Below are 11,878 nucleotides of genomic sequence, written 5' to 3'. Positions count from 1 at the left end.
GGACACTCGACATGGAGCATACCCTTGCCCTGCCGCTGCTGTTCGGCCTCGTCGCGCTGGCGCTCGCCTTCGACTTCCTGAACGGCCTTCACGATGCCGCCAACGCCATCGCCACGGTCGTCGCCACGCGCCTGCTGTCGCCGGTCGTCGCGGTGCTCTTCGCAGCCTTCGGCAACTTCGCCGCCTACTGGATCATGGGCCTCCACGTCGCCGAGACGGTGGGCAAGGGCATCATCGACAAGGACGCGGTGACGCCTGCCGTGGTGTTCGGCGCCCTCGTCGGCGCGATGTTCTGGAACGTGCTGACCTGGATCAAGGGCATCCCCTCGTCCTCCAGCCATGCCTTGATCGGCGGCCTCCTCGGCGCGGGTATTGCCGCCGCCGGGCCGGGCGTGGTCGAATCGGAAGGCACCATGAAGACGGTGATCGCCATCGTCGCCTCGCCGGTGCTCGGCTTCATCATCGCCATGGCCATGATGCTGCTCACGTCCTGGCTGTTCAAGGGCACCACCCCGCGCGCTTCCAACGGCATCTTCAAGACGCTGCACCTGTTCTCCTCGGCGGCCTACTCGATCAGCCACGGCGGCAACGACGCGCAGAAGACCATGGGCATCATCGCCGTGCTGCTCTACTCGACGGGCCACCTCCAGGGCGGCTTCCACGTGCCCGAATGGGTCGTGCTCGCCTGCTACACGGCGATCTCCATCGGCACGCTCTCGGGCGGGTGGAAGATCATCAAGACCATGGGGTCCAAGCTCACCAAGCTGAACCACCACTCGGGCTTCTGCGCCTCCACCGCAGGATCGATCGTGGTCTTCGGTGCGAGCGCCATGGGCATTCCGGTCTCGACCACCCACGCCATCACCGGCGCCGTCGTCGGTACGGGTGCGGCGCGCCGGGCCAGTGCGGTGCGCTGGTCGGTGGCGAGCCGGGTTATCGTCGCGTGGTTCGTGACGATTCCGGCGAGCGCTATCGTTGGGGCGCTGTTCTTTTATCTTACGCGGCTTTTCTAAGGGAAAGAGGAAGTCCTGGGGGATGATCCCCCAGATCCTCGGAATGTCGACCTTGCGCGCCACCGATCGGAAGTGTGCTCCCTGCGGCGCAGCCAATAAGTCTCCCGACGCCACCATGAGCGCGCAACGGATAGATGGCACCTGACCTCGACGGTATTGGGGGTGCAGGGGGTGTTGACCCCCTGCTTTCATCCTTCCCCTTCTTCAACGCCGTTCATCCTCGACTTTGCCAGCCTGAACCGATAGGCCAAACCCACGGCCTACGGGGAACTGCGCAGTGAAGCTTATCATCGGCAACAAGAACTATTCCAGCTGGTCGCTGCGGGGCTGGCTGGCCTGCAAGCAGTCGGGTCTGGCCTTCGAGGAGATCACCGTCCCGCTGTTCGGCGACGACTGGGAAGCCGCACGCAGTTCCGACGATCTCGCGCCCAGCCATGGTAAAGTGCCGATCCTGTGGGACGGCGAGGCGGTGGTGTGGGACAGTCTCGCGATCATCGACTATCTCGCCGACAAGGTCGGGCGCGATCGGTTCTGGCCCAAGGACGACGCCGCACGGGCGATGGCCCGTTCGATGGTGGCCGAGATGCACTCCAGCTACATGCCGCTGCGCCGGGCCTGCCCGATGAACATCCGCAGCCGCGTGGAGGGCGTTCCGCTGGGCGAGGACGTGCGTGCGGACATCGTGCGCATTCTCACGCTCTGGGCCGAGGCCCGCGCCCGTTTCGGCAAAGGCGGGCCGTTTCTGTTCGGCACTTTCGGCGCGGCGGACGTGATCTATGCCCCGGTCGTCAGCCGGTTCCTCACCTACGGCATCGGTGTCCCCGGCTTCGCGCAGGTCTATATGCAGGCCGTGTGGGAGCACGAGTGGATGCAGCAGTGGATCAACGCCGCCGAGGCCGAGGATTGGGTGATCGAGCAGTACGAGCACCCGGTCAGGTAGACCTCATCCCGGCCGTTTGGCGGCATAGGGCGTGCCGTCCTTGTGGAGGTAGCCCTCCTCGTTCCAGAGCATGTCGATGTCGGGATAGAAGCCGCCGGTGTCCGCTCCGGCGGCGATGGCGATGAACACGCAGTCGCTCTCGGTCTCGTTCACGAGGTGGTGGCCGTTCTCGGCGCCCTTCGGCCAGGCGCAGATGTCGCCGGGGCGGATCACGGTGCGTCCACCGTCCTCGATCAGCACGGCCTCGCCGGAGAGCATCACCAGCAGTTCGTCCTCGCCCCGGTGCCAGTGGCGCTGGCTGGACCATGCTCCCGGCTTCAGCACGACGTGGCTGGCGGTCATTTCCGTCAACCCTCCGGCCGGGGCGAGGCGCCGCCACCAGCGCCCTTCGACGGCGGCGTCGAACGGTTCGGGATAGCCGGTGCGGTTGGACTGCGGGATCGCCTCGATATCCAGTCTGGGCATGGTTCGCTTCCTTGAAAGCCTGTCTCTCGCCTATGGTCTTGGGCGCGGACCTGTGCAATGGCCCGCGACATGACCCAGCCCGTACTCGCGCCCGTACTCGTGCTCGCCGAAGCCCTGCTCGCCTGCCCCAGCGTCACGCCCGCCACCGGCGCGGTGTTCGACTGTCTGGAAGGCCAGCTCGCGCCGCTCGGCTTCGCGGTCCACCGCTTCCTCGCGGGCGGGGCGCCGGACGGCCCGGTCGAGAACCTCTTCGCGATCCGCAAGGGGCCGGCAGGTTCGCGCCACTTCGCCTTTGCCGGCCACCTCGACGTGGTGCCGCCGGGCGAGGGCTGGACCAGCGCGCCCTTCGCGCCGGAAGTGCGCGGCGAACTGCTCTACGGTCGCGGCGCGGTCGACATGAAGGGCTCGATCGCCTGCATGGTCGCCGCCGCCGCGCAGATCCCCGCCGACGCGGGCACGATCAGCTTCATCATCACCGGCGACGAGGAAGGCCCGGCCCGCTTCGGCACGCTCGCGCTGATCGACCACATGCGCGAAGTGGACGAAATCCCCGACCTCTGCCTCGTCGGCGAACCGACTTCGGTGCACCGCCTCGGCGACATGATGAAGATCGGCCGCCGCGGCTCGGTCAATATCTGGCTGGAAGTCGAAGGCGTGCAGGGCCACGTCGCCTACCCGCATCTGGCCGACAATCCGATTCCCCGCTTGGTCGCCATGCTCGCCGAACTCGACGCGATCGTGCTCGACGAGGGCACCGACTGGTTCCAGGCCAGCAATCTCGAAGTGACCGACCTCACCGTCGGCAATTCCGCGACGAACGTGATCCCGGCCAAGGCCTCGGCCCGCATCTCGATCCGCTTCAATGACCTGCACACCGGCGAGAGCCTATCGCGCCGCGTCACCGAGATTGCCGAGCGCCACGGCGGCACCGCGCGTCCGGTGATCTCCGGCGAGGCCTTCCTCACCGAGCCGGGTGCCTTCTCGGCGATCGTGGCCGACGCGATCCGCGCGGAAACCGGCGTCGAGCCGGAGCTTTCCACCAGCGGCGGTACTTCCGACGCGCGTTTCCTGAAGGACCTGTCGCCGGTGATCGAATTCGGTCTCTCCAACGCGACGATGCACAAGCGCGACGAGGCCGTGGCGATCCCCGATCTCGATATGCTCGTGCGCATCTATCGCCGCGTCACCGAGGCCGCGCTCGCGCAAGCCTGATCCGTCTGCGGATCTGCAAATCAAAACCATGAACGTAAGTCCGGCGGACGACGTTGACCGGACCGGTCACGCTGTTAGTCTCCCCGGCAATTTTATTGCGAGGTGAGAATGGGCAGGCGCCTGACGCTCTATATCCTGATCGGCATGGTGCTGGGCATCGCCGTGGGCTGGCTGCTGCATGCGACCATCCCGGCGGACGATCCGCGCCTTGTGCAGTGGGCCGACTATTTCAGGCTGCTGCCCGACGTCTTCCTGAAGCTGATCAAGATGATCATCGCGCCGCTGGTCTTCGCGACGATCGTCACCGGCATCTCCGGCATGGGCGACAGCGCCGCGCTGGGCCGCATCGGCGGCAAGGCGCTTGGCTGGTTCATCACCGCCAGCCTGATCTCGCTGGGCCTCGGCCTCGTGCTGGTCAACCTGTTCAAGCCGGGAGTCGGGGCGGGCCTCACCAGCGGCCCGGAACTCGGCAAGCTGGAGACGGGGGAACTGACCCTGCGTCACTTCATCCTCGAAATCTTCCCGAGCAGCGCCGTCGATGCGATGGCGCAAAACAACATCCTGCAGATCCTCGTCTTCTCGGTCTTCGTCGGCGTCGGCCTCACCGCCATTGGCGAAAAGGGCGCGATCATCGTCAAGGTGAGCGAGGCGCTGTCCGAACTCATGCTGCAAGTCACGGACTACGTGATGCGCTTCGCACCCTTTGCGGTGTTCGGCGCGCTTGCCAGCGTGATCGCCAAGCAGGGCCTCGGCATCATCGTCACATACGGCGTGCTCGTCAGCGAGTTCTACTTCGCGATGCTGCTGCTCTGGGTGCTGCTGTTCCTGATCGGCGGCGCATTCCTGCGCGGGCGGATCGTCACCCTGTTCCGCTACATCCGCGAGCCGCTGCTGCTCTCGTTCTCGACCGCCTCGTCGGAAGCGAGCCTGCCCAAGCTGTTCGAACAGCTCGACCGCTTCGGCGTGCCGCGCCGCATCTCGGGCTTCATCCTGCCGCTGGGCTACAGCTTCAACCTCGACGGCTCGATGATCTACATGAGCTTTGCGTCGATCTTCATCGCGCAGGCCTATGGCATCCACGTCCCCATCGGCACGCAGATCCTGATGCTGCTGACCTTGATGGTCAGTTCCAAGGGCATCGCCGGGGTGCCGCGCGCCAGCCTCGTGGTGATCGCCGCGACGCTGACGCAGTTCGGCCTGCCGGTCGAAGGCATCGCGCTGCTGCTCGGCATCGATACCTTCCTCGACATGGGCCGCTCGGCGACGAACGTGGTGGGCAATGCGGTGGCGACAGCGGTCATCACCCGCAGCGAAGGCATGCTCCAGCCGCTGGTCGATCCGGATGAGGAAATGCCAAAGGCGCCGGCGCATTCATCGTCCGAGGGTCGCCGGGGATTGAATATCGATCCGGAACAGTACGAAAGTTGAAGGGAATAAGCAGGGGAGCATAGCCCCCCTGCACCCCCAATACTGTCGAGGTCGGGTGCCACCTAGCCGTTGCGCGCTCATGGTGGTGTCGGGAGACTTAATGGCTGCGCCGCAAGGAGCGCACGACAGATCGGTAGTGCGCGGCGCTGCCAATTCCGAGGGTCTGGGGGACCTCCTGAGCTTGTCGAAGGGCCCCAGGACTTCCCTTCTTACTGATTAAGCTTCACAGGCGTAAACGGCGCCAGACCGCACCCACCGCCCCGCTGGAAGCCGCCACCCACGCGATTGAGCGGATAGATGATATCCTGCTGGCAAAGCTGCGACAGCGAAGTCGCGTACGTAAAGCTGTCCGCCGATTTCAGCCCCGAACAGCGGTTCGGCAGCGTCACCCGCCAGACCCGGTTGCCCGCGCCGCCGATGAAATCGATAGTCCAGTCGTCGCGGATGCGGGTGCTGGAGAACTGGGTGAGCGGCAGGCAGTCCTGCGCGGAGCCCGTGGCTTCGGCGGCGGGGCTGGCCGGAGGCGGCGGGGAGGGTTCGTGATCGGAGCAGGCGGCCAGCGCGAGCGACGAGAGCAGCAGAGCGAAACGACGGTCGGCCATGGGCGAACTCCAGATCAGGCGGCTTTCTTCGCGCCCTTCTCCAGAACCTTGTCCTTGTAGTCGCACAAGTCAACAACCGGGCAGCGCCAGCATTCGGGCGTGCGGGCCTTGCAGATGTAGCGGCCGTGCAGGATCATCCAGTGATGCGATCCCACCCGGAACGGCTGCGGCACGCGCTTTTCCAGCTGCTTCTCGACGGCCAGCGGGGTCTTGCCCTTGGCGATGCCGGTGCGGTTGCCGACGCGGAAGATATGGGTGTCCACCGCGAAGGTCTCCGCCCCGAAGGCGCAGTTCATCACCACGTTGGCGGTCTTGCGGCCGACGCCGGGCAGTTCGACCAGCGCGTCGCGGTCTTCCGGGACTTCGCCGTCGTAGCGCGCAACGAGGATTTCGGAGAGCGCGATGACATTCTTCGCCTTGGAATTGAACAGGCCGATCGTCTTGATGTGCTCCTTGAGGCCCTCTTCGCCGAGGGCGACCATCTGCGCGGGCGTCTTCACCTCGCGGAACAGCGCCCGCGTGGCCTTGTTGACGCCGACGTCGGTCGACTGCGCGGAGAGCACCACGGCGACGAGCAGCTGGTAGTTGTTGCCGAATTCCAGTTCCGTCTCGGGCGAGGGGTTAAGCTCGGCGAGACGGCGGAAGAATTCGAAGATCTCGGCCTTGTTCAAAGGTCCAGGACCTCGGGCATCGTATAGCGACCGGCGTGCTTGTGCTTCAGCCACTGCGCCGCCTTGACCGCGCCCTTGGCGAAGATCGTGCGGTTTTCGGCGAGGTGGGAGAACGAGAGGCGCTCGTTGTCACCCAGGAAATGTACGGTGTGGTCGCCCGCCACGGTGCCGCCGCGCAGGGCGGCGAAACCGATGGTGCCTGCCTCGCGCTTGCCGGTGATGCCGTCGCGGCCGCGCACGGCGGTTTCGTTCAGGCTGACCTCGCAGCCCTTGGCGGCGGCTTCGCCCAGCAGGAGAGCGGTGCCGGAGGGAGCATCCACTTTCATGCGGTGGTGGGTCTCGACGATCTCGATGTCCCAGTCCTCGCCCAGCTTGCTGGCGGCTTCGCGCACGAGGTGGGCAAGCAGGGTGACGCCCAGCGAGGTGTTGCCGGTCTGGAGCACGGGAATGTGCTGCGCGGCCGAATCGATCAGCCAGTGATGGCGTTCCTCAAGGCCGGTGGTGCCGACAAGGATGGGAATGCCCGCATCGACAGCGGCATCGAGGTTGGCTTCGAGCGCCGTGGGACTGGAGAAATCGATCAGCACGTCGGAATGCGCGGCCAGAGCGCCGAGATCGCCGTCGCGGCCGATACCGCCGGACAGTTCTTCGCCTGCCGCCGTGATGGCCTCTGCAATGGCCTGCCCCATGCGTCCCGCGCTGCCGATAATTCCGATTCGTGCCACTTGCCGTCTCCGTTGAAGGCTGGTCTCATGGCCGGGATGAAGGACATCCGCAACATCGTCATCCTCACCGGCGCGGGCGTAAGTGCCGAAAGCGGCATCGATACCTTTCGCGACGGGGGAGGGCTGTGGGAGCAGCACCGCGTCGAGGACGTGGCGACGCCCGAGGCTTTCGCCCGCGATCCCGACCTGGTGCTGCGCTTCTACGACATGCGGCGCGAGTCGATCCAGACCAAGGCGCCGAACGCCGCCCACCACGCACTGGCCAGGCTGGACCGCGCGTGGCCGGGCGAACTGCTGATCGTCACCCAGAACGTGGATGATCTGCACGAGCGGGCAGGGGCCCAAATTGGCCTGAAAAAATCGCGCGTGCTCCATATGCACGGCGAGCACCTCAACGCGTGGTGCACGGCCTGCGACGAGCGTTCGCGCTGGACCGGGCCGCTGATCGACCGCCCGGCCTGCCCCGAATGCGGAGCGGCGGCGCTGCGGCCCGATATCGTCTGGTTCGGGGAAATGCCCTACCGCATGGATGAAATCTTCGAGGCGCTGGAACAGGCAGACCTGTTCGTCTCGATCGGCACTTCGGGCGCGGTCTATCCCGCCGCCGGGTTCGTCCGCAACGCCCGCGAGTTCGGGGCGGAGACGCTGGAACTGAACCTCGAACCCTCGCAGGGCACCTTCTGGTTCGACGAGGCACGCCATGGCCCGGCGACCGAACTGGTCACGGCCTGGGTGGACGAAGTGCTCGGCGCATGACAGTCCATCGGGGAAGCTGCCATTGCGGCGCGGTTACGCTGGAACTGGCGGATCAGCCGCATGAGGTCTGCGACTGCAACTGCTCGGTCTGCCACCGGTTGGGGACGCTGTGGTCCTATCACAGTCCCACGAAGCTGCGGGTCGCGGGTGAACTCGTCGGCTATCAGACCGGGGACAGAGTGCTGACCTTCTGGCACTGCCCGCAGTGCGGCTGCACCACGCACTGGAGTCCGGTCGATCCGGCAAAGGACCGGATGGGCGTGAACATGCGCCTCTTCGCCCACGAACTGCTCGCCGGGCTATCGGTCTACACTTACGACGGCAGAGCCGCCTGAACGGCGCAGGCCGAGCAGCCGGGGTCCTTGGCGATCCTGAGCGGTCGCATCGAAGGCGCCATGCCGTCTATCAGGTGGAGCGTGCCGTATTGCGGCTCGCCCAGCGCCGACTTGCCTGCCAGCAGCACGCGCATCGCATGCATCGCCGCGAAAGTGCCGACCATGCCGACCATCGCACCGAGCACGCCATCCGCGGCGCACGTATCGCAGTCCTGCGCATCGAAGGCGTCGCCGACGAAGCAGCGATAGCAGGCGTGATTCGGCAAGTGCCCGGCAAAATTCGCGACCTGACCCTGAAAGCGACCAACTGCCGCGCTCGTGAGAGGAATACCGAGTTTCACACAGGAATCTGACACCAGCAGCCGAGTCGCGAAGTTGTCACACCCGTCCAGTACCACGCTGGCGCCGGAGAGAATCTTCGCCGCGTTGTCACCCCCGAGACGCGCAACGGTCGGCAGGACCTCAAGGCCAAGATCAAAGCGCTGCACCCATTCGGCCGCCGCTTCCGCCTTGGGCTTGCCGATATCCGACGGCGAATAAATCGTCTGGCGTTGCAGATTGCTGACGTCCACCGTGTCGTCGTCGATCAGCGTCAGCCGTCCTATGCCGGCTGCGGCGAGATATTGAAGGGCAGGACTGCCGATCCCGCCGCAGCCGACAAGCACCACATGGGCATCCGCCAGCGCCACCTGGCCGACGCCGCCCACTTCGGGCAGCACGATATGGCGCGCGAAGCGCTGGAGGCGTTCGGGAGAAAGAGTCATCGGCTTTCGGTTTTTTCTGCCTCGGCAGTCTCGGGCCGTTCCTTGCGGAAGCCGTGCATGCCGAACCACCACTGGGTGGCGATCACCGCGCCCTTGGCGGGCTGGAGCATGCCGATCATCATCGCCACCGCCAGCGGGATCAGGATCGCGAACATCGCCGCCGGGCCGAGGTGGAAATCCTTGGACAGGGCGATGATCAGCGGGGCCATCAGATGGCCGGTGACGATCATGGCGATATAGGCGGGAAAATCGTCGGCGCGCTGCGGCGTGAGGTCCAGCGTGCAGACCGGGCAGCGGCCGAGCGGTTTAAGCCATTTGCGAAACAGCCGCCCTTCGCCGCAGCGCGGGCAGCGGCAGCGGATGCCGCGCAGGGCGGCTTGCGAATAGGCGGCGGGTAGGGCAGCGCTCATGGCGCAAGGCCTACAGCATAGGGGCCGGGAGGGGCAAGCGCCGGGTGCGCGCGGTTAATCGTCTCGCGAAATCTGCACGCGGTTCCGCCCGCCGTTTTTCGCGGCATAGAGGGCGCCGTCGGCATTCCGGGTGGCGTGATCCAGCTGGGCAAAACTGCGCACCGGCGCAAGACCGCAGGAGAACGTCACGGGCCATTCGTCGCCCTGGAGGCTGGGGTCGAGGGCGATGCTGGCGCGCAGGCGCTCCATTACCATGCGGGCTTCCTCCAGCAGGGTATCGGGGAACAGGATCGCGAATTCCTCGCCGCCCCAGCGCCCGACCAGGTCGGAGCGGCGCACCCCGTGGTCCAGCCGCAGCGCCACTTCGCGCAGCAGGGCGTCTCCGGTGGCAGGACCGAAGCGGTCGTTGATCGCCTTGAACCGGTCGATATCGACCATGGCGAGCACGCCGTTGCTGTCGTCAGTGAGAATGCGGCGGGCCGAATCGAGAAAACCGCGGCGGCTGCGCAGGCCGGTCAGTTCGTCGCGCTCGGTGGTTTCGACGAGACGCTCGATCCGCGCCGCCGATTCGCTCGCCGCCACGGTGACGCCGTGGAGCAGGCGGCCGACCAGATCCGCGTTGCCGACCGGCACCGGCCCGACGCGCTCGCCCGCCTGGGCCGCGCGCAGCATCTGCGTGGCGGTCTCGATCGGGCGCAGCAGCGCGCGGATCGCGGCAAGGCCGAGCACGGTGCTGAGCAGCGTGGCACCCAGCAGGACGAGCAGAAACTCCGGCTGCCACTGCCCGGTCGCGGTCTGATAGGTGGCGCAGGCGAGTGGCGGTACAAGGACCGCAGCGAAGCAGACGAAGAGGATGCGCCATTCGTAGCGGCGCGGAAACAGGAATGTCGTGGCCTGATAGAAGCGCATGAAGGGTGCCTCTTCCGCCGGACCGAACATGTCCGGATCGGCAGAAGACTTACACCGTGACGCTTATGCAATGGTTAAAATTTTGCATTCCCGCATGATAGCCGCGCTTTTCGCGCGTGCACGGCAACCGGCTCCGGTAAGGACGAGGTCGTCTCGTTCCCTGCCGGAGCCGGTGCAGAAGACGTCTATGCAGCCTTCAGGATTCCAGCTGGCGCAGCAGCGAGCGCACGTCGCCGTCCATGTCGGCATCGCGGGTGCGCAGTTCCTCGATCAGGCGCACCGCGTGAATCACGGTCGAATGATCGCGGCCGCCGAACTTGCGGCCGATTTCCGGGTAGGAGCGCGGCGTCAGCACCTTGGCGAGGTACATGGCCACCTGGCGCGGGCGCACGACGGCGCGGGCGCGGCGCTTCGAGCTCATTTCCGTACGGTCGATGCGGTAGAACTGGCAGACCGTGCGCTGGATCTCGTCGATGGTGATGCGGCGGCGGTTGGCCGAGAGGATGTCGGTCAGCTGCTCTTCCGCAAGCTGGAGCGACACTGCCTGGCCGGTCAGCTGAGCATAGGCGATCAGCTTGTTGAGGCCGCCGACCAGTTCGCGGACGTTGCGGTTGATGGTGCGGGCGAGGAACTCGATCACGTCGGCAGGCACGTCCACCGAAGCGAAGCGGCCGAGGCGGTTTTCGAGGATCGAGCGGCGCAGTTCGATGTCGGCGGGCTGGATATCGGCGACGAGACCCATCGACAGGCGCGACAGCAGGCGCGGCTCGACTCCATCGAGCGCCTGGGGCGCGCGGTCGGCGGCGAAGACCAGGCGCTTGCCTTCCTGGAGCAGCGCATCGATCGTGTAGAGCAGCTCTTCCTGCGCCGAAGCCTTGCCGATGATGAACTGGATATCGTCCACCAGCAGCAGGTCGAAGCCGCGCAGGCGGGCCTTGAACTCGATCATCTGGTTCTGGCGCAGGGCCTGGACGAACTCGACCATGAAGCGCTCGGCCGAGCAGTAGAAGATCCGGGCATGCGGATGGTTCGCGAGATAGGCATGGCCGATCGCGTGGAGCAGGTGGGTCTTGCCCTGGCCGGTCGCGCCCTTGAGGTAGAGCGGCGAGAACTGCGGCGTTTCGGTGGCGGCCATGCGCTGCGCGGCATTGCAGGCGAGCACGTTGCTCTGGCCGGTCACGAAGGAGGTGAAGGTCTGCGAGGCGTCGATGCCGACCGGGCCCTGGCCGAGCGCGGCGAAAGCCTCGCCCTGGAGCACCGCGGCGATCGAATCGGCGCCGCCGTCCTTGGGCCAGCCCTGGGCCGAATCGTTGGCAGGCGCGCTCGACGGACGACCGTTGCCGCCGCCCAGGCGCAGCTCGGGAAGCTGGCGGCGGCCGGGATGGACCAGCACGCGGACGTGGCGCACGTCGGGGCGGGCGATCTTCCAGGCCAGCGAAAGCCGGTCCGCAAAGCGATCCGCGACCCAGTTCGCCGAGAATTCGGTGGGGAGATAGAGGTCGAGCGTGCCGGTTTCCTTGCAATAGTTGCCCGGCTGGATGGGCTTGATCCACTGGCTGTGCGCCTGCTGGCCGAGGTCCTTGCGCAGGCCCTGGCTGATGTCAGCCCAGTCTGCCGCCAGATTCACGGCTTCCTGATCCTCTTCCAT

The 11,878-nt window shown here is 66.2% G+C and carries 14 protein-coding genes; 6 read left to right on the top strand and 8 right to left on the bottom strand.

The features are described from left to right. Nucleotides 1–11 precede the first annotated feature (11 nt). Both AC4D6D_RS00070 and AC4D6D_RS00065 read left to right on the top strand, forming a co-directional pair. A complete protein-coding gene (locus tag AC4D6D_RS00070) occupies nt 12–1,013 on the top strand; it encodes an inorganic phosphate transporter (RefSeq protein WP_147221637.1) in 1,002 nt (333 codons plus the stop codon). A 277-nt stretch (nt 1,014–1,290) separates the two neighbouring features. Beyond that, a complete protein-coding gene (locus AC4D6D_RS00065; protein WP_147221635.1) occupies nt 1,291–1,953 on the top strand; it encodes a glutathione S-transferase family protein in 663 nt (220 codons plus the stop codon). A gap of 3 nt (nt 1,954–1,956) precedes the next feature. Here AC4D6D_RS00065 and AC4D6D_RS00060 read toward each other — a convergent pair whose 3' ends face one another. Then, nucleotides 1,957–2,418, bottom strand: a complete 462-nt coding sequence (locus AC4D6D_RS00060; protein ID WP_491326004.1) for a cupin domain-containing protein — start codon at nt 2,416–2,418, stop codon at nt 1,957–1,959. 69 nt (nt 2,419–2,487) lie between these two features. On the opposite strand from AC4D6D_RS00060, the gene dapE reads away from it, so the two are divergent. Both dapE and AC4D6D_RS00050 read left to right on the top strand, forming a co-directional pair. Next, nucleotides 2,488–3,630 carry a succinyl-diaminopimelate desuccinylase gene (dapE, locus tag AC4D6D_RS00055; RefSeq protein WP_491326003.1) on the top strand — a complete coding sequence of 381 codons (1,143 nt, stop codon included), beginning with the start codon at nt 2,488–2,490 and terminating at the stop codon, nt 3,628–3,630. A gap of 108 nt (nt 3,631–3,738) precedes the next feature. Next, on the top strand, nt 3,739–5,058 hold the full coding sequence (locus tag AC4D6D_RS00050; protein ID WP_491326002.1) for a dicarboxylate/amino acid:cation symporter: 1,320 nt from the start codon (nt 3,739–3,741) through the stop codon (nt 5,056–5,058). 209 nt (nt 5,059–5,267) lie between these two features. Here AC4D6D_RS00050 and AC4D6D_RS00045 read toward each other — a convergent pair whose 3' ends face one another. Genes AC4D6D_RS00045 through dapB form a run of 3 tightly spaced genes read right to left on the bottom strand, consistent with a single transcriptional unit; the run spans nt 5,268 to nt 7,056 of the window. Further along, the gene (locus AC4D6D_RS00045; protein ID WP_491326001.1) at nt 5,268–5,660 is read right to left on the bottom strand and encodes a hypothetical protein; all 393 of its coding nucleotides are present in this window, start codon (nt 5,658–5,660) and stop codon (nt 5,268–5,270) included. A 14-nt stretch (nt 5,661–5,674) separates the two neighbouring features. After that, nucleotides 5,675–6,331 carry an endonuclease III gene (gene nth / locus AC4D6D_RS00040; RefSeq protein WP_147221625.1) on the bottom strand — a complete coding sequence of 219 codons (657 nt, stop codon included), beginning with the start codon at nt 6,329–6,331 and terminating at the stop codon, nt 5,675–5,677. After that, nucleotides 6,328–7,056, bottom strand: coding sequence for a 4-hydroxy-tetrahydrodipicolinate reductase (gene dapB, locus AC4D6D_RS00035; protein ID WP_491326000.1), 729 nt, complete (start codon nt 7,054–7,056; stop codon nt 6,328–6,330). Before dapB ends, nth begins: the two co-directional genes overlap by 4 nt. A 36-nt stretch (nt 7,057–7,092) precedes the next feature. Here dapB and AC4D6D_RS00030 point away from each other — a divergent pair, with 36 nt between their 5' ends. Beyond that, a complete protein-coding gene (locus AC4D6D_RS00030; RefSeq protein WP_491325999.1) occupies nt 7,093–7,812 on the top strand; it encodes an NAD-dependent deacylase in 720 nt (239 codons plus the stop codon). Next, nucleotides 7,809–8,147: a GFA family protein gene (locus tag AC4D6D_RS00025; protein WP_491325998.1), complete on the top strand. Its 339-nt coding sequence runs from the start codon at nt 7,809–7,811 to the stop codon at nt 8,145–8,147. The genes AC4D6D_RS00030 and AC4D6D_RS00025 overlap by 4 nt, the downstream gene beginning before the upstream one ends. Here AC4D6D_RS00025 and AC4D6D_RS00020 read toward each other — a convergent pair. The 4 genes from AC4D6D_RS00020 to dnaA all read right to left on the bottom strand — a co-directional run bounded on the left by AC4D6D_RS00020 (nt 8,126) and on the right by dnaA (nt 11,878). Then, nucleotides 8,126–8,911 (bottom strand): HesA/MoeB/ThiF family protein, encoded by a 786-nt coding sequence (locus AC4D6D_RS00020; protein ID WP_491325997.1) that lies wholly within the window; start codon nt 8,909–8,911, stop codon nt 8,126–8,128. The genes AC4D6D_RS00025 and AC4D6D_RS00020 overlap by 22 nt on opposite strands. Continuing rightward, nucleotides 8,908–9,321: a DUF983 domain-containing protein gene (locus AC4D6D_RS00015; protein ID WP_147221618.1), complete on the bottom strand. Its 414-nt coding sequence runs from the start codon at nt 9,319–9,321 to the stop codon at nt 8,908–8,910. The genes AC4D6D_RS00020 and AC4D6D_RS00015 overlap by 4 nt, the downstream gene beginning before the upstream one ends. Before the next feature lie 54 nt (nt 9,322–9,375). Further along, nucleotides 9,376–10,260: a GGDEF domain-containing protein gene (locus tag AC4D6D_RS00010; RefSeq protein WP_491325996.1), complete on the bottom strand. Its 885-nt coding sequence runs from the start codon at nt 10,258–10,260 to the stop codon at nt 9,376–9,378. A gap of 166 nt (nt 10,261–10,426) precedes the next feature. After that, nucleotides 10,427–11,878, bottom strand: a complete 1,452-nt coding sequence (gene dnaA / locus AC4D6D_RS00005) for a chromosomal replication initiator protein DnaA (protein WP_465147357.1) — start codon at nt 11,876–11,878, stop codon at nt 10,427–10,429.

The organism is Novosphingobium sp. BF6, assembly GCF_058273105.1.
This window is presented reverse-complemented; position numbering and strand designations above follow the sequence as displayed.